The sequence below is a fragment of the Pedobacter sp. WC2501 genome (genome assembly GCF_052682415.1).
This window is the reverse complement of record NZ_JBQZFI010000001.1, coordinates 3,754,787-3,773,542: the sequence shown is the minus strand read 5'-3', so window position 1 is coordinate 3,773,542 and position 18,756 is coordinate 3,754,787. Positions and strand designations below refer to the sequence as shown.

Here is an 18,756-nt window from a genome sequence, read left to right as displayed (position 1 = left end):
TTGTGTAGTCAGATGTTTCCATCTGACTATAAAAAATCTTAACTCATTGACCAAAAACGGGAATTGAAATTTCAATTCCAAAAAATATTTAGCTGTGTAGTCAGATGTTACCATCTGACTATAAAAAATCTTAACTCATTGACTAAAAACGGGAATTGAAATTTCAATTCCAAAAAATATTTAGTGTCAGATGGTAACATCTGACATCACTAAGTATATCCCAATAGTGTCTTTTAAATATTTCCCATTAATTATAATCGCATTTATTGAAAGGATGAATGAATAATTATAGTTTATATTCTTAAATAATTACCTTTGAAATAGATCAATCTTATACGCTAACCATTCAAAATTGCAAGCATACTTCCTCGTCGTTGATACCGAAACTTCAGGCCTGCCTAGAAATTGGACGGCACCTTATTCTAAAGAAAAGAACTGGCCTCATATTGTACAAATTGCCTGGATTATCTATGATCAGTCCTATCAGGAAATTAAACGGGAGAATCACTACATTAAAAATACCGGTTTCACCATTGATAAGGCGGCATTAAAAATCCATAAAATTACCCCTGAATACCTGAATGAGTACGGTGAGGATAAAGAAAATGTGATGATGAAGTTTTCTGAAGATATAGAAAAATATAAACCTTTAGTCATCGGGCATTTTATTGAACTCGATTATCACATGGTAAATGTTGAATTATACCGCATCGGAAAAGAAAACATATTTAAAACCCTGACTTTTTTCTGTACGATGAAGGCAAGCGCACCCTACATTACCAATACGGTGATCAGTCATTTAAAACTGGATAAATTTTATACCGTTTTATTTAATGAAGTACCCGAAAATATCCACAATGCTTTATCTGATACACTAAACACGGCAAAGATTTTCTTTCATTTGTTAAAAACAGGCAAAATTAGCTTAACTTCAGCCTACCATCAGGAGCATACTTTTAACCTGGAGAAGAAAAAGGAAAAAGAATTTTCGTTTAAAAGAATTTTACAGGGACTTTTTAATGGAAGATAAACTAGCTGATCAAATTTATACCGCCCGTATTGGAGACATTACTTTCAAAAAGATAGTAAGTTGCAGTCCTGGCACACCTATTTTTGAAGCTGCAATTAAAATGTCTGAACAGAAAACCAGCTGCCTATTTATTAAAAATGATCAGGACATTTATCTGGGCTTCGTAACCGATATTACTTTAAGAGATAACGTAATTGCCAGACAACTGAATGCAAATTTGCCGATTGACGAAGTAATGGACACTGATATTGTGACCATAACTCCTGACGCCTATGTGTATGAGGCGATATTGATGATGTTCAGCAAAAAATCGCGCTATTTATTGGTAAACGACAATGGTAATTACGTAGGTTTTCTAAGCAGGAATCGCCTGTTAAGCGAGCAGGCAGAGTCTCCCTTAGTTTTTATCCAATCCGTAAAATCGGCTGTAAATACCAGCGATTTAAAGCTAAAATGGCAGAAAGTACCAGGCATAGTTTCTCAGTTGCTGACCAGGGGTGTACATTCGAAAATTGTAAACGAAGTAATTACCACTATTGCCGATACTATTTCCTTTAAAATTATTGAAGAAGTAATCGCCAAATTAGGCCCGCCACCTGCAAAATTTGTGTTTATGGTTTTGGGTAGCGAAGGGAGGAAAGAGCTTAGCTTAAAAACCGATCAGGACAATGCCATTATTTACGAAGATACCGGAGAAGACAATAGAGCAGCTGTACGTTCTTATTTTCTCGATCTGGCTACCCAGGTGTCTGATAAATTAAATTTTGTGGGTTTTGTATACTGCGATGGTGATTATATGGCCACCAACCCTAACTGGACGCATTCACTATCGCACTGGAAGTATAATTACAAAAACTGGATAGAAGAGGCTTTACCTGAGGCTGCTGTAAAATTTGCTGCATTTTTCGATTGCAGAGCCATTTATGGTGATTTGGCCATTATGGAAAGTCTAAGGTCTTTTGTTGATGAAGAACTACAAAAACCCATCGAAAAATTCTACGTATACCTGGCCAAAAATGCCTTGCTCTACGAACCACCTCTCACTTATTTTAGAAATATCAGAACGCAAAAAATCCATAAAAAAGAAGTCTTTGATATTAAAACAGCCATGACCCCTATTGTAGACTTAGCCAGGGTTTATGCTTTACAGAACAGGATTTTTCAGAAAGAAAATACCGGCGAGCGTTTAAAGGCTTTAAAAGAACTGGGTGTTTTTAGCGAAGAACAATTTACCGAACTTTCACAATCCTACTATTACCTGATGGGTTTAAGATTAAAACATCAGGCCAACCTCATTATCAATGATCAGGCTGCCCCTAATAACTTTATTGAAATTGATAGTTTGACTAAAATTGAAAAAGTAACGCTGATTGAAATCTTTAAAATTATCCTCAATTTTCAAAGCGGAATCAGGATGAGGTTTACGAATAGTTTGGGTTGAGGGCATAGCGTTTAGCGCTCAGCGTTTCCAATACCCGGCCGTCATGCTGAATTTATTTCAGCATCTATCTTATATTAAATATGTTAGTTAAAAAGACCCTGAAATAAATTACTGCGTAGCTTCCGCGCTAGAGTTCAGGGTAACGACCTTTTTTAGAAAATCCATTATACAGAACTTGTTTCAGCACCTATCATTTCATTATTCACATTGCAAGACTTACGAGGTCTGATGGGCATAGTGCAGGTAGACCTCGTAAGTCTGAGTCTGTTTAACAAAAAAGGTCCCGATTTGCATCGGAACCTTTTTTAAATATGATTATCGCCTAAGCGAAAATTTCTATTTTACTGCATCAATTACAGCTTTGAAAGCTTCTGGGTGATTCATTGCTAAATCAGCCAATACTTTACGGTTTAAACCGATTTCTTTTGAAGCTAGTTTACCGATTAATTGAGAGTAAGAAATACCGTGTTGACGTGCACCAGCGTTGATACGTTGGATCCACAATCCGCGGAATTCTCTTTTCTTAACTTTACGGTCACGGTATGCATATTGCAAACCTTTCTCTACTGTGTTTTTAGCAACAGTATAAACCTTACTTCTTGCTCCCCAATAACCTTTGGCTAAATTAAGGATCTTTTTTCTTCTTCTTCTCGAAGCTACTGCGTTTACCGAACGTGGCATGTTGTTGTTGTTTTTTGGTAAGCGGCGTTCCGTTTAACCGGAAGCTTAAGGCCTGATACCTGGTGAAATTAATAAATTACTTTCCGATGCAAAGCATACGTTTAACGTTACCCATATCAGCATCAGATACGATACTTGTTTGACCTAAGGCGCGTTTACGTTTAGTGCTCATCTTTGTTAAGATGTGACTTTTGTATGCGTTGTTTCTTTTGATTTTACCTGTTCCAGTAAGCGAAAAACGCTTTTTAGCACTGGAATTGGTTTTCATTTTTGGCATAACCTGTTTTTTAATTTATAAACCTATTTTTATTTTTTTGCTACTTTAGGCGCAACTGTAAGGAACATACGTTTACCTTCTAACTTAGGTAATAACTCTACTTTTCCTACATCTTCTAAAGCCTGGGCAAATTTTAACAATAAAATCTCTCCCTGCTCCTTGTAAACAATTGCTCTACCTTTAAAATGCACGTAAGCCCTAACTTTCTCACCGTTCTCTAAAAAGCTTACTGCATGCTTTAATTTAAACTGGAAATCGTGGTCGTTGGTGTTAGGACCAAAACGAATCTCCTTAATTACAGTTTGTTTCGCATTAGATTTAATTTCTTTCTGCTTTTTCTTTTGCTCGTAAACAAATTTACTGTAATCAATAATTCTACAAACTGGCGGTACGGCATTTGGAGATATTTCTACCAAATCCAATTCCAGTTCATCAGCAAGTGCCAAAGCTTTTGCCAAAGGATAAATCCCCGGTTCAACATTATCGCCAGCTAAACGCACTTCGGGCGATTTAATATACTGATTAATGTTATGCTCTGCTTCTTTTTTCTTAAAAGGTGGACGTGGTCCCCTGTTAAATCCTGGTCTTCCTAATGCCAAATTTGTACTATTTTAATTTAAACTGTTATTTCTTTTCTTAATAAATTGTTGAACTCTTCCAACGTCATCTCGCCTAAATCTCCCTCACCATGTTTACGGACAGAAACTTTTCCTTCTGCCATTTCTTTATCACCGATAATGAGCATGTATGGGATCTTTTTAACTTCTGAATCGCGTATTTTGCGACCGATTTTCTCATCACGGAAGTCAATCAGCCCGCGAATATCGGAATTATTTAGTTCATCTAAAACTTTTTTTGCATATTCTTCATATTTTTCTGAAATAGGAAGAATAATAAATTGCTCCGGACTTAACCATAACGGGAAGTTTCCGGCACAATGTTCGATTAAAACGGCAATAAATCTTTCTAATGAACCAAATGGCGCACGGTGAATCATTACCGGTCTGTGCTTTTGGTTATCGCTACCAGTATATTCCAATTCGAAACGCTCTGGCAGGTTATAATCAACCTGGATAGTACCCAATTGCCATTTTCTACCTAAAGCATCTTTTACCATAAAATCCAGCTTTGGACCGTAGAAAGCGGCTTCGCCATATTCTACAACAGTGTTTAAGCCTTTTTCAGCAGCTGCTTCGATAATTGCATTTTCAGATAGTCTCCAGTTCTCGTCAGAACCAATGTATTTCGATTTATTATCAGGATCTCTTAACGAAATTTGAGCAGTGTAACTTTCAAAACCTAATGATTTAAATACATAAAGCACTAAATCGATTACTTTTTTAAACTCTTCTTTTACTTGCTCTGGCATACAGAATAAGTGTGCATCATCTTGAGTAAAGCCACGTACGCGGGTTAAACCATGTAATTCGCCACTTTGTTCGTAACGGTAAACAGTACCAAACTCAGCAAAACGAACAGGAAGATCTTTGTAAGAACGCGGTTTTGTTTTGTAAATCTCGCAGTGGTGCGGGCAGTTCATCGGTTTTAAGAAGAACTCCTCTCCTTCCTGTGGAGTTTTAATTGGCTGGAACGAATCTTTACCATATTTCTCCCAGTGTCCGGAAGTTACATATAAGTTTTTATGACCAATATGTGGAGTAACAACCTGTTCGTAACCTGCTTTAGCCTGTGCTTTGGTTAAAAAATTAACCAAACGTTCACGCAAAGCAGTTCCCTTAGGCAACCATAAAGGTAAACCCATCCCTACTTTTTCAGAGAAAGCAAACAATTCCAGCTCTTTTCCTAATTTACGGTGATCGCGTTTTTTTGCTTCCTCAATCATCAAAAGATATTCAGTAAGCTCGCTCGCCTTAGGGAAAGTTACCCCATAAATACGGGTTAACTGTTTTTTAGTTTCATCACCTCGCCAGTAAGCGCCAGCCACATTCATCAGTTTTACTGCTTTTACAAAACCAGTATTCGGAATATGTGGCCCACGGCATAAATCAGTAAATGAACCCTGGGTATAGAAAGTAATTTTACCATCTTCCAGGCCATCAATTAAATCCAATTTATACTCATCGCCTTTTTCGGTGAAGTATTTTACCGCATCAGCTTTGCTTACACTTTCGCGCACAAAAGTTTCCTTTTGTTTGGCCAGTTCGATCATTTTGGTTTCAATGGCTTTGAAATCATCCGAAGAAAATTCGCGGTCGCCAAAGTCTACATCATAATAGAAACCGGTTTCGATAGCCGGACCGATACCAAATTTAGTTCCCGGATAAAGTGCTTCTAAAGCCTCAGCCATTAAGTGGGCTGATGAATGCCAAAAAGTTGATTTCCCGGCAGTATCATTCCAGGTTAACAATTTCACTGATGAATCAGATTCGATTGGTCTCGTTGAATCCCAAACTTCGCCATTAACCTCAGCGGCTAATACGTTACGGGCTAAGCCCTCAGAAATTGACAATGCAATTTGATGGGCAGAAGTGCCCTTTTTGTACTGACGGACAGAACCGTCAGGTAAAGTAATGTTAATCATCTACAACTATGATTTAAAGTTTGAATAAAAAGTTTTAAAGATCACTTACAATGTGATTTTATTTTGTGCAAAGGTACGAAATTTATCCTGCTATTTAAACAGAGTGTCTTAAAATTCTACTTTGGCTGAAGCCCTGTTTCGTTGAGGAATGTTTTCTGTATTGCCAATAGGCGGTCAGGGTAAGTATTCAGTTTTTCATATTTCAACATCAGCTGATCATGTAGTTTTTTCTTTTCGCCAGTCGTTTTTGCCTGCAGCATTTCCTTTGCCTTTTTCCCATAATCGTTTATAGCGGTTAGGTAGGCTACAACTCCTTCATTAAACTTTTCAGCTGCCTTGCTTGGTTTCAGACCTGCAATATCAGCAAGTTCCATTTTTAAATTATTAACCAGGTTTTCTGCTTTATGCGATAAGGAAATAGAATCCGGGAATCCTTTGATATAAACTTTCGCAGTATCTTTAAAAACGCTGTCCGTTTCGTCGATTTGCCTCATCTGGCGCAAAAAAATTGAAGTTACTTTTTCGTTATAGGCATAATCACTGGTTGATGATGTGCAACTGAATAATAAACTTAGTGGAAAAAAGAACAGAGCAAGCTTTAAATTTCTCATATACCGTTATCATTTAAAAATTTTATTTAAGTATCTGCTACCGCCTTGGTTCATCTCTCAACAGCATTGGTTCGTGTCTCCACGAACTAATCATAACATTAAAGCAAAAATTTGGTTTTCAAATATTTACGCAATGGAATATCCACAAACCTCATAATGAGATAAGCTAGCATAATTAAAATCAATACTGAAACCGGAATAACTATCCATAAGGTTAACATTGCAGGTTTTATCACGGCCACATAAGTTAAAAATACCCAAACAAACGGATAATGTGTCATATATAAGGGATATGATATTTCGCCAGAAAGTTTGCAGATATTTTTTGAAGGATTTAGTGTGGCACCCGCACCTAAAGCAACTAAAAACGGAAAGTAAAACAATACAATGATCGGCTCGGTAATCCAGTTATAAGCATCCCTATAAGGAAAAAGGAAGGCTATAAGCAAGAGGATTATCATCCCCAGGAAACCAAGTTTATTTTTAATGATCCAATTGAAACGGTAAACCAGCATTCCGGCTGTAAATGAGTACAGTACTCTTGCTCCTCCATCCCAAAAGTTTTGTCCGCCCCAGCCACCACCTAAATTGCCGTTGGGAACCTTTACACCTATATAAATAAGGCTTGCCGCTCCAACTAATGCAAATGCAATCAAAACTTTTTTATTCAGTTTGTAAAGTATGAGGATGTAAAAGATATTCGCAATATATTCCCAAAAAAGTGACCATGCCGGTGCATTTAAACAGAATAGATTGGTATAACGCTCTGGCATCACCGGATAAGGAATCAGGAAAGATGAAGTTAAAAATAACAAAGCAGTTTTACCGAAGCCATAAATACTATAAAAATCGCTAAAAGGATCAAATAAAAAGGTTAACAAACCTAAAATAGAGCCAATAACAACCAGGGGATGCAAACGGATCAGTCTTAACTTAAAAAACTGCAACAGTCCGATATTTTCTGCTCGTGTATCGTAAGCGTATGCAATTACAAAACCCGATAAACAGAAAAAGAAATCGACCGCCAAAAAACCATGGGAAAGAAAATTCTTATTGTAATCGGTAATGGCGATTTCCATAAAGTGATAAATTACCACTACAATGGCAGCTATACCTCTCAATCCGTCTAAAATTTCGAAATGTGGCCTGGTTGCTAATAAGTTTGTTTTGTTCTCCACTGTAATCAATTTGGCTAATTATTATCTTAACTCAATAATAGCCATTCTCCATCTAGATGCAAAAACTAAAGAGAACCCTTTCAAAAATGATACAAAAAAGCCCTGAAAGCTGATACACTTTCAAGGCTTTATGATAAGACTTCAGAAGTTAGCCTGCGGGCTGGCCGAAAGCACAAACTTCGGAAGTCTCGTAGAATGAATTAATTCATTCCAAATGCTCTTCCCTGACCACCGCCAGGTCTGTTCTGTCTAAAACGTTTCATCATGTTTTCCATTTTAGTTTTGTATTCTTCAGCGGTGATCAATTTTGCTTTTTTAGGTGCAGTTACATCTTTTGCGCTCACATTTCTATACTCAATACTTTTAGCAATTGAACTGTTGCCTCTACCTTCAATAGCTAAAACGGCACCTTCTGTCCACATATTTGGATTTGGAGAAAAATCGAAACCCAGATCTTTTGTATACCAGATTTTAGTTTCTTCAACAACATTTTTATCCATATCCAATATCTTAATTGCTCTTGTAGATCTTACAATGGCCTGGTGACAGGTAAAACCGATAATCTGTTTAGTAGAATCTGTTTTCACCACTTCTATTTTTGGTGCCGGAGCAGGTTGCGCCTTCGTGGTATCTCTGGGGTTGCCACCACCCATCCTCATCGAACCAATTGGACCAGAAGTAGATAAAGTTAATTTACTGGGCATGTAATAAGTGGTGTCGTTTAAATCGAACACCTCTTTAAGGCCCTTATCCGCAAAAGTATAGTAGTATTCACGGTTGCCGCCACCACCACCAAAGCGCATCATCATACGACCCATTCCGCCGCCACCGCCACCTGCACCATTGCTGTCTTCCGTTTCTTCAACAGGCATATAACTGGCATTTGTAGCCGTAAATAATAACTCGAAATTGGTTTTGCTAGACGAAGGCATTCTGGCTTTCATCTGGTCGGTTAACTGTATACCGCTGGCTGATGCCATCGCCGCCGGATCGATGGTATTTTCGAATTGTATTGCTCCGGAGGTCTTTTTTTGTGCATTTGCAACGCTTGCAATCGACATTACTCCTAATAAAGCGATGAATATTTTTTTCATTTTGATGGTTTTGTTTTGATTTTTAGATACGAAAGCCTCTAAAAGGTTTAACAAAGGTATTTTAGATTGTAATGTAAGCGTGTTAAATTTTGTTAAAATCAATGCCTGGATTAGCATAATAAGGCCTTTAAATACAGATGTAATTTATTCTTTACAATGGAGGTTGTTTTTGAAAAGCAATTGCAGTGGTTCTTTGGTTGCGGCAGTCCTGCCCTTTGCTTAATCCCGATTGAACATATCTTTAAATTTAAAATTGATCTTTAAATCGGGATAACGCTGACGGTCAGGTTTATTTAACAAAAAACTGTGGTTCTTTAAAAGAAAACCTCGCAGGTTTAATCCTACCCTGTAGGCACAATGTTTTTTCCCCTCGGTCTGTGTCCTCACAGACCGAAATTTTTGATTATGATAATGATAATGATGGTCTGTGAGGACACAGACCATGGCCGGAGGTTAATATTCTGTACTCTCCAACCAGCCATTACAAAGCACATCGGCAATGTGCATGGTTTTGATGGGTAGGTTATTTTTATCAATATACCCCTGAAGATGTAAAAGGCAGGATAAATCGGTAGAAATAATATAATCAGCTTGTTGGGCCATTGCATGATTAACTTTTTGTTCGGCCATAGCAGATGAAATGGCATCGAACTTTACGGCAAAAGTACCTCCGAAACCACAGCACATATCGGTATCTTCCATCTCGATCATTTCTAAACCGTGTACTTTAGAAAGCAACTGGCGGGGTTCATCCTTAATTTTACATTCGCGCAATGCGCTACAAGAATCATGATAAACGGCTTTACCTTCAAGCTCTGCCCCGAAATAATCCTTTTTAGCTACATTTACCAGGAAATCAGAAAGTTCCCAAATATTCGATTGTAAGTTACGGCATTTGTTATGTACAATGGTATTGGTAAAAAGATCATTAAATCCACCTTTTACCATCCCTACACACGAGGCTGATGGTGCAACCACATAAGTATTTTCAGAAAAATCGTTCAGAAATTTTGTACCCACTTCTTTAGCTTCATCCCAATAACCCGCATTATATGCCGGCTGACCACAGCAGGTTTGTTTCGAGTTGTATTCTACTTTACATCCTGATTTTTCTAATAACCTTAGCGTATTAAAAGCGGTTTCGGGATATAACTGGTCTACAAAACAGGGAACAAACAATTCTACTTTCATCAACAAATTCTTTAGTCTGCAAACTTACAATTTTGCAGTTTCATTGCGCTCGATTTTTTTCAGGAATACTAAAAACACCAATCCCACTATAAAAAATGATGCCAAAGCGATAATGGATTGGCGCATATTGTGTGTTAAACCCTCAATAAATGCAAAACTAAACAGTCCAATTACAATTGCCAATTTCTCTGTGGCATCGTAGAAACTAAAAAATGAAGCGGTGTCGGTTGTGTTTTCCGGAATATGTTTAGAATAAGTAGACCGTGATAAAGATTGTATTCCGCCCATAATTAGGCCGACAATGGCGGCCAAGGCATAAAATTGAGTAGAATTAATTATAAAATAGCCATAAATACAGCAACCTACCCAAACCAAAACTACAATTATTAAAACATTAATGTTACCCATTTTTTTGGCTAAAAGCGACATCATCCATGCGCCTAAGATTGCCACCAATTGAATGATTAAGATAACGGCAATTAAACTGCCCGATTCCATTTTTAAAACCTTTGCGCCGAAACCCGCAGCAGCAAGCATGATGGTTTGTACCCCCATCGAATAAAAAAAGAAGGCAATTAAATAAGTTTTTAAAAACTTCATTTGCCTTAGCTGGTTCCACACTTTTGCAAATTCACCGAAACTGCTTTTAATAATTCCTTTATTTACAGAGCCTGGATTAGGCACATCTTTAGGCAATGCCTTAAAAGGAATCTGAGCGAATAAAAACCACCAGACACCAACCAACAAAAATGATATTTGAGCCGGCAATGATTTATCCGTAATTCCAAATAATTCGGGTTTTAGCACAAAAACAAAACAGATTAACTGCAATATCACGCTACCAACATAGCCGTATGAAAATCCCTGGGCACTTACTTTATCCTGGTTATCGGTTGAAGCAATTATGGGCAGATAGGCATTGTTAAACATTACACCGCCCACATAACCCATTGCAGCCAACACAAAGCAAATAATTCCGGCTTCTAAAGTTTCCAGTTTGAAGAAAAATAAACCCATGCAGGCGAAAGATCCGACATAGGTAAACAATTTCATGAAGAACTTCTTTTTGCCTTTCGCATCCGCATAGGAAGATAGTACCGGCAACAAAACCACCATTAATAAGTAAGCGAAAGCAAGCGCATAATTAGAAAGAACGGTATTTATAAACGTTTTACCAAAAAAAGTTACTTCGTCACCATGCGCTTTTGTTGTAGTAATTGCAACATAATAAACAGGAAAAATGGTTGAGGTAATTACTAAATTATAGGCAGAATTTGCCCAGTCGAAGAAAGCCCAGGAGCGTATGGTTTTCTTATTATCTTTTTCTATCATTTGTTTTTCGCTTCTCGGAAGACTAAACTGATTGTTTGGATACCACTGATTAAATAGTTCATTACAAAACTAATATTTTATTGCTAACTTGATAGGCATTTTTCTCACATCTCACATCTCACATCTCACATCTCACATCTCACATCTCACATCTCACATCTCACATCTCACATCTCACATCTAAAGATAATACTTCTTCCCATCAGTTTTAATCTTACCTGCATCTAATAACTCTCTGATGGCATCAATTCTTTCAGCTTCAGTACCATTTTTAATATTGGTAGCCAGATCATCAAGACTTAGCGCTTGCTTTTGTAGCAAAGAAATAATCTCAAATTCAATTTCTTCACCCACCTGGTTCTGGTTTTCGGCTCTTTTTTCAGCTAAGCAAACATCGCAAACACCACATTTTGTAGCATGATGCTCATCAAAATAGTTCAGCAATTGAACACTCCGGCAAAAATTAGATTTAGCATAAGCCACCACCGCATTAATCTGCTTGTGTAAAATCTCTTTTCTCAGCCCGAGGTATTTCACATCCAGATCAAAATGATCCATATCAACCCTTGGTCTAACATACTGTAACTGTGGCTGATCGGTCTGTTGAATATATGTCAGTAATTCTATGGCCTGCAGCTTATTCAATAAAGCGATAATCTCTTGATAAGACAGGCCTGTTTTTTTGGCTAAATCCGCCTCATTAATCTTAACAAAACCATCAAAAGCGCCGCCATGTGAGCGTAAAATAGTTTTGATTATGCCATCGTAAGCCTTATTTTCAATCTGAAAACGGTAAATATCTTCATGACTGGCAATAAACATTATTCTCGATGGTAAAAAAATACTTTCTGATAAGGTTAAATAACCATCATGCTCTAAAAATTTCAATGCAGAAATTGTTTTTAAAACACTGATATTAAATCGCTTACAAAAATCAGCTATATCGAAAGCAAGGGTTAGCCCTTCGCCGGCACCAAATGCCAGTTGAAAATAGTTGCCAAGGTAGTGATAGGTTTTTCGGATTTCATCCGGTGAAGGAAAGCTATCTAAATACCGGGATTCTAAACCAAGGATATCAGATTGATTGGCCAGTAAAACGGCATAGCTCCTTTTTTCATCACGTCCTGCCCTTCCCGCTTCCTGATAATAAGCTTCCAGACTTTCGGGCAGATCTAAATGCACCACAAAACGAACATCTGCCTTATCTATGCCCATCCCAAAAGCATTAGTAGCCACCATGATTCTCGTTTTATTGTTTTTCCACTCTTCCTGTTTCAGGAAACGAACATCGCGTTCTAAACCCGCATGGTAAAAATCGGCTTTTATCTGATTCCTGTTGATAAAATTGGCTACTTCAGCAGTCTCCCTGCGGTTACGCACGTAAACCAAGCCTGTTCCTTTTACCTTTTGGCAGATATCGATCAGCTTTTTATATTTATCTTCATTACCGAAAACCACATAACTCAGATTGTCCCTGGCGAAACTTTTAACAAAAACCTGCGGGTCTTTCATTTCCAGTTTCTCGATAATATCCTTCCTTACAAAATCAGTTGCTGTGGCCGTAAGTGCCAGCACCGGAACATTGGGTAAAATTTCGCGGAGTTTAGCAATCTGTTGGTACGGCGGACGGAAATCGTAACCCCATTGCGAAATGCAATGCGCCTCGTCTACCGCAATCAGGTTCACATTCATGTAGGAAATACGAACACGCACCAAATCAGCTAATAAACGCTCCGGAGATAAGTAAAGGAATTTAATTTTTCCATAAATACAGTTGTCAAGGAGAATATCGATTTCCCGTTTTCCCATACCAGCGTAAATAGCAATGGCTTCAATCCCTTTCGATTTAAGGTTTTCTACCTGATCTTTCATCAAGGCAATTAAGGGAGAAACGACAATGCAGATTCCTTCTTTAACCAAGGCAGGAACTTGAAAACAGATTGATTTGCCACCACCCGTAGGCAATAGCGCTAAACTGTCATTTCCTTCTAAAACAGAAGCAATAATATCTTCCTGTAAAGGCCTAAAAGCTTGATGTCCCCAATATTTTTGTAAAATCTCTATTGCTGTCATAAATCGGCGGTATCAAAACTATACATTTAATCCAAAATCACCATTTATTATTGTAGAAATTGAAAAAATCATCTTTATAAAAGATTATTAACTTTGCTAAATAAGAAGGATTAAATGTTAGAAACGCAGTTTGCAGATGTTATCAGCTTAATTAAAAATGCCCGGGCAGTGGCATTGAAAACTGTTAATTCTACATTAATAAACCTATATTGGAATATTGGTGAGTATATACACAACAGAGTTAAAAACGCCGAATGGGGACTATCAGTAGTAAAGCAACTAGCAGAATTTTTATCAAAGAATGAACCTGATTTAAAAGGTTTTTCGGATAAAAACCTTTGGCGAATGAAACAGTTTTATGAAAGCTATAGAGATTATCCAAAACTCTCAACACTGGTGAGGGAAATTAGCTGGTCACATAATTTAGCTATCTTTTCGCGATGCAATAGCCCTGAAGCTCGAGAGTTCTATATTAAGCTATCTAAAAAAGAGAATTATTCTTTTAGAGAATTAGATCGTCAAATCTCATCTGGCTTTTTTGAAAGATCAATTATAGGAAACACAAAACTCTCAACAGTGTTGAGAGAATTACACAATGATCTGGAAAATAGCTTTAAAGATACTTATGTATTCGAATTTTTAAATCTTCCAGGGCCTCACAACGAAAGCGATTTACAAAAAAAATTGGTTCAGGAAATGCGAAATTTCATCCTTGAACTTGGGAAAGACTTCTTATTTATTAGTGAAGAATATAAAATACAGGTTGGGAATAGCGATTTCTATATTGATCTTCTTTTTTACCATCGTGGCTTACAATGTTTAGTTGCATTTGAATTAAAGGTAGATAAATTTAAGCCTGAACATTTAGGTCAGTTAAATTTCTATTTGGAAGCTTTAGATAGAGATGTTAAAAAATCAAATGAAAACCCAAGTATTGGTATTCTCCTCTGCAAAGATAAAGATAACGAAGTGGTAGAATATGCATTGAGCAGAAGTCTATCTCCCACTTTAGTCGCAGAATACAAAACACAACTACCCGATAAAAAATTACTTCAAAGAAAAATACACGAATTATTCAAATAACCATCCTAATACATAATGAAATACCTCTTTTTTCTATCAGCTCTTTCACTATTATTTTTCAGTTCTTATGCCCAGGAAAAAAAATGGGATATCGAAAAATACCAGGGCACTACAAAAAATTTCACGCTAAATACGGATGAAGGTACCTGGATGAATCTTGATGTAAGCGCTGATGGGCAGGAAATTGTTTTTGATTTACTAGGCGATATCTACGTGATGCCCATTAGCGGTGGAGTAGCCAAACTGATCAGCGGAGGTGTTGCATGGGATGTTCAACCACGGTTTAGCCCTAATGGGAAGTACATTTCTTATACGAGCGATAAGAGTGGAGGCGATAATATCTGGATCATGAACCGTGATGGTTCGGGTAAAAAACAGGTTACCAAAGAGAGTTTCAGGTTATTGAATAACGCCACCTGGATGCCAAACAGCGAATACCTAATTGCAAGAAAACACTTTACGGCCAGCCGATCATTAGGCGCCGGAGAAATGTGGATGTATAGCATAAATGGTGGCGATGGTGTGCAGTTAACCAAACGTAAAAATGATCAGCAGGATGCGGGTGAGCCCAACGTTTCACCGGACGGAAGATATCTTTATTTTAGTGAAGATGTGAGCCCTGGTCCAAATTTCGAATACAGTAAAGATCCTAACGGAACCATTTATGCCATTCGCCAGCTTGATTTAACGACAGGTAAATTAATTACCTTAATTGACGAGCAAGGAGGTGCTTGTCGCCCGCAGGTTTCTCCCGATGGAAATTTAATTGCTTTTGTAAAACGGGTAAGGTTAAAATCTACTCTATATGTTCAGAATCTTAAAACGGGCGAAGAGTGGCCAGTCAATGAAGATTTATCCCACGATCAGCAGGAAACATGGGCAATTTTTGGCGTTTATCCGAATTTCGCCTGGACACCAGACAGCAAGAGCATCATTTTTTATGCTAAAGGAAAAATCAGGAAAACCGAAATAGGTACATTGATCAACAGCACCATTCCTTTTCAGGCCAATACCATTCAAACTGTGCAACAGGCTTTACATTTTGAACAGCAGGTTTTCAGCAACGAGTTTTCGGCTAAAATGTTGAGGCAACTTACAACCTCACCTGATGGAAAAACCATCGTTTTTAATGCAGCTGGATATCTATACAAACAAGAATTACCAGCTGGAACACCAGAAAGATTAACAAATGGTTTGGATTTCGAATTTGAACCGGCTTTTAGTCCGGATGGAAAATATGTGGTTTATACCACCTGGAGCGATGAATTGCGTGGAGCAATAAAAAGAACCGATTTCAAATCAGGTAAAACCATCACTCTAAGCGATGAAAAAGGTTTTTACTACTCCCCTAAATATTCAGCAAAGGGAGATAAAATCGTTTTCAGAAAAGGAAGCGGAAATGATGTTTTGGGTTACAATTATGGTCGCGGAACGGGGATTTTCATGATGCCGGCAAATGGAGGCGCAAAAACTTTGGTCTCTGATAACGGTATCCGTCCACAGTTTAACAATACCGATACCCGCATTTATTTCCAAAGTTATGCAGATGGTAAAAAAGCCTTGAAAAGTATCGATTTAAACGGAGCAAATGAAAGAACACATTTTACTTCACAATATGCCAATCAGTTCGTCATCAGTCCTGACAATAAGTGGGTGGCGTTTAATGAATTATTTAACGTTTACATCACACCGATGATCAATATCGGTACGGCGCAGGACGCATCGGCAGGTAATAATGCTATTCCGGTTACAAAAGTGACAACAGACGGTGGAACATACATTCAATGGAGCAACGATAGTAAAAACCTGCATTGGACATTAGGACCGAAATATTTCACCATTGATGTAAACAGTGCTTTCAATTTTGATGGCACTACGCCTAAAACAGAAGCTTCCGCTATCGATATCAATCTGGTTTTAAAAGCTGATGTACCTACCGGAATTGTGGCTTTAAAAGGTGCCAGAATCATTTCAATGAAAGGTGATGAAGTAATTGAAAACGGAACCATTCTTACCGATGGAAATAAAATAACTGCAATCGGGAAAGCTGATGCGGTAAACATCCCTGCCAATGCCAAAGTAATTGATGTAAACGGCAAAACCATTATGCCTGGCATTGTTGATGTTCATGCGCACTTGCGAACCAGTCCGGATGGAATAACACCGCAGAACGATTGGAGTTATATGGCTAATTTAGCTTTTGGCGTAACTACCTCGCACGATCCATCAAGCAATACCGAAATGGTTTTTAGCCAGAGCGAAATGCTTAAGGCAGGTAGAATGGTTGGTCCAAGGGTTTATTCTACAGGCTCCATTTTATATGGTGCCGATGGCGATTTCAAGGTAGTGATTAACAGTTTAGATGATGCTCTTGCCAATTTACGCAGGTTGAAAGCAGTTGGGGCATTTTCGGTAAAATCGTACAACCAACCTCGTAGGGAGCAGCGTCAACAGATTTTAGAAGCCGCACGACAGCTAAAAATGGAAGTTGTACCCGAAGGAGGTTCTACATTTTTCACCAATATGAATATGGTTGCCGACGGGCATACCGGAATTGAGCACAGTATCCCTGTATTACCGGTTTATAAAGATGTAACCACGCTCTGGAACAATACCGAAGTGGGCTACACTCCCACGCTGATTGTGGCTTATGGCGGTCAGTGGGGCGAAAATTATTGGTACGATAGAACCAATGTCTGGGAAAACGAAAAATTAATGACTTATACCCCACGCTCCATTATAGACGCGAGGTCAAGACGCAGAACCACATCCGAATATAGCGATTATAACCACATCAACATTGCAAAAGCGACCAAACAGATTGCCGATGGTGGTACGAAGGTTAACCTTGGCGCACACGGGCAGATTCAGGGTTTAGGGGCACATTGGGAATTGTGGATGTTGGTTCAAGGAGGCTTTAGCCCGCTGCAGGCCATTAGGGCGGCAACATTAAATGGCGCTAGCTATCTGGGCATGAACAAAGAAATCGGTTCATTAGAGGTAGGTAAACTGGCAGATATGGTGATTATGGATGCTAACCCTTTGGATGACATTAGAAATTCGGAAAAAATCAAATATGTGATGATCAATGGCCGCCTTTATGATAGTGCTACCTTAAATGAAGTAGGTACAAGAGAAAAACTTCGTGGCAAATTGTGGTTCGAGAATATCAGGGGAAATGGCTACATTATTCCAAATGGAGAATCAGAAACCTGGACTTTTACCGTTCCGAACTGTGATTAATTATTTAGTATAATCATCTAATTTTAAGTAAATTTGATTTATGGAAACCGTACTACTACAGATCAATAACAACAAAGCATACCAACTTCTTAAGGATTTGGAAGACTTGAATATTGTAAAGGTTTTAAAAAAATCAGTATTAACTGATAAAAAAAAGTCAGCTCATGATTTTATAGGCATGATCTCAAAGTCAGATATGGAATTAATGGATAAGGCTATTGAAGATGATTGTGAAAACATAGACTTAGATGGCTGGAAATAAAGTTTTATTGGATACCAATATTATTTCGGCCTTATTGAAAGGTGATATTTCCGTTGCAAATCACATTGACAGTACATCTGAAGTATACCTATCCTCAATTGTTATTGGAGAACTATTTTATGGCGCAGAATATTCGGTTAAAGTTGAGCAAAACATAGCGAATATTAAGCAGTTGATAGCAACTTACAACATTTTGGAAATTGATAACGACACAACATTGGTTTATGGCAAGATTAAAGCCGATTTAAGAAAAAAAGGCACGCCTATCCCTGAAAACGATATTTGGATTGCCTCATCTGCAATACAACATAAACTCAAGCTAAGTACAAGAGATAAACATTTCCTTCAGATTTCAAATTTGAGGATATTGACCTGGTAGAATGAAAACTCAAGATTAAGATAAAAAATGCGCTAAAGAAAGCACAAGATGAAACCAAACAAACTATACACCTCAGCTTCAGTTATATTCTTAATATTAAGCATACTGGTTTTCTCATATAGTGGTTACTACATCCTGGGCATCCAAACCGTAAATTTATTCCTCGTGTTAATTGCAATGGCTTATATCACTTCATTTATAGCCTTGATGAAAAATAGAAAATCCATTATTTCCTGGTTATTGCTGATCATAAATTCGATTATACTCATCTGTATTATCTATTTTCTCACGAATTTCAAAATGAAGATCTGATTTTTGTTATTCACGTTAAATCTTACT

The 18,756-nt window shown here is 37.7% G+C and carries 16 protein-coding genes; 6 read left to right on the top strand and 10 right to left on the bottom strand.

Going from position 1 to position 18,756, the window contains the following annotated elements:
* The first annotated feature begins 352 nt into the window (after positions 1 to 352).
* Both ACUN24_RS15970 and ACUN24_RS15965 read left to right on the top strand, forming a co-directional pair.
* Complete coding sequence (locus tag ACUN24_RS15970; RefSeq protein WP_445563393.1) at positions 353 to 1,030, top strand: 3'-5' exonuclease; 678 nt, start codon at positions 353 to 355, stop codon at positions 1,028 to 1,030.
* On the top strand, positions 1,020 to 2,471 hold the full coding sequence (locus tag ACUN24_RS15965; RefSeq protein WP_445563392.1) for a DUF294 nucleotidyltransferase-like domain-containing protein: 1,452 nt from the start codon (positions 1,020 to 1,022) through the stop codon (positions 2,469 to 2,471). The genes ACUN24_RS15970 and ACUN24_RS15965 overlap by 11 nt, the downstream gene beginning before the upstream one ends.
* Positions 2,472 to 2,807: 336 nt before the next feature.
* Here ACUN24_RS15965 and rplT read toward each other — a convergent pair whose 3' ends face one another.
* The 10 genes from rplT to ACUN24_RS15915 form a co-directional block, all read right to left on the bottom strand.
* Entirely contained in the window at positions 2,808 to 3,152 is a 345-nt protein-coding gene (gene rplT, locus ACUN24_RS15960) for a 50S ribosomal protein L20 (protein ID WP_025144714.1), read from the bottom strand.
* A 76-nt stretch (positions 3,153 to 3,228) separates the two neighbouring features.
* Positions 3,229 to 3,429 (bottom strand): 50S ribosomal protein L35, encoded by a 201-nt coding sequence (rpmI, locus tag ACUN24_RS15955; RefSeq protein ID WP_108198956.1) that lies wholly within the window; start codon positions 3,427 to 3,429, stop codon positions 3,229 to 3,231.
* Between the two features lie 29 nt (positions 3,430 to 3,458).
* The gene (gene infC / locus ACUN24_RS15950; protein ID WP_056872808.1) at positions 3,459 to 4,028 is read right to left on the bottom strand and encodes a translation initiation factor IF-3; all 570 of its coding nucleotides are present in this window, start codon (positions 4,026 to 4,028) and stop codon (positions 3,459 to 3,461) included.
* A 17-nt stretch (positions 4,029 to 4,045) separates the two neighbouring features.
* Positions 4,046 to 5,971 (bottom strand): threonine--tRNA ligase, encoded by a 1,926-nt coding sequence (thrS, locus tag ACUN24_RS15945; RefSeq protein ID WP_445563391.1) that lies wholly within the window; start codon positions 5,969 to 5,971, stop codon positions 4,046 to 4,048.
* A gap of 116 nt (positions 5,972 to 6,087) precedes the next feature.
* Positions 6,088 to 6,582, bottom strand: a complete 495-nt coding sequence (locus ACUN24_RS15940) for a hypothetical protein (RefSeq protein ID WP_445563390.1) — start codon at positions 6,580 to 6,582, stop codon at positions 6,088 to 6,090.
* Positions 6,583 to 6,680: 98 nt separating this feature from the next.
* Positions 6,681 to 7,760, bottom strand: coding sequence for an acyltransferase family protein (locus ACUN24_RS15935; RefSeq protein WP_445563389.1), 1,080 nt, complete (start codon positions 7,758 to 7,760; stop codon positions 6,681 to 6,683).
* 200 nt (positions 7,761 to 7,960) lie between these two features.
* The gene (locus tag ACUN24_RS15930; RefSeq protein ID WP_445563388.1) at positions 7,961 to 8,854 is read right to left on the bottom strand and encodes a hypothetical protein; all 894 of its coding nucleotides are present in this window, start codon (positions 8,852 to 8,854) and stop codon (positions 7,961 to 7,963) included.
* Positions 8,855 to 9,307: 453 nt separating this feature from the next.
* Positions 9,308 to 10,045: a (Fe-S)-binding protein gene (locus ACUN24_RS15925; protein WP_445563387.1), complete on the bottom strand. Its 738-nt coding sequence runs from the start codon at positions 10,043 to 10,045 to the stop codon at positions 9,308 to 9,310.
* Positions 10,046 to 10,069: 24 nt separating this feature from the next.
* Complete coding sequence (locus ACUN24_RS15920) at positions 10,070 to 11,377, bottom strand: MFS transporter (RefSeq protein ID WP_445563386.1); 1,308 nt, start codon at positions 11,375 to 11,377, stop codon at positions 10,070 to 10,072.
* Positions 11,378 to 11,557: 180 nt separating this feature from the next.
* Positions 11,558 to 13,450 carry a RecQ family ATP-dependent DNA helicase gene (locus ACUN24_RS15915; protein ID WP_445563385.1) on the bottom strand — a complete coding sequence of 631 codons (1,893 nt, stop codon included), beginning with the start codon at positions 13,448 to 13,450 and terminating at the stop codon, positions 11,558 to 11,560.
* 114 nt (positions 13,451 to 13,564) lie between these two features.
* Here ACUN24_RS15915 and ACUN24_RS15910 point away from each other — a divergent pair, with 114 nt between their 5' ends.
* The 4 genes from ACUN24_RS15910 to ACUN24_RS15895 are packed head-to-tail and all read left to right on the top strand — an operon-like array spanning position 13,565 to position 18,417.
* Entirely contained in the window at positions 13,565 to 14,533 is a 969-nt protein-coding gene (locus tag ACUN24_RS15910; protein WP_445563384.1) for a PDDEXK nuclease domain-containing protein, read from the top strand.
* Between the two features lie 15 nt (positions 14,534 to 14,548).
* Positions 14,549 to 17,776 (top strand): amidohydrolase family protein, encoded by a 3,228-nt coding sequence (locus ACUN24_RS15905; protein WP_445563383.1) that lies wholly within the window; start codon positions 14,549 to 14,551, stop codon positions 17,774 to 17,776.
* A 40-nt stretch (positions 17,777 to 17,816) separates the two neighbouring features.
* Entirely contained in the window at positions 17,817 to 18,038 is a 222-nt protein-coding gene (locus ACUN24_RS15900) for a hypothetical protein (RefSeq protein WP_445563382.1), read from the top strand.
* On the top strand, positions 18,025 to 18,417 hold the full coding sequence (locus ACUN24_RS15895; protein ID WP_445563381.1) for a type II toxin-antitoxin system VapC family toxin: 393 nt from the start codon (positions 18,025 to 18,027) through the stop codon (positions 18,415 to 18,417). The genes ACUN24_RS15900 and ACUN24_RS15895 overlap by 14 nt, the downstream gene beginning before the upstream one ends.
* Positions 18,418 to 18,756: the final 339 nt, after the last annotated feature.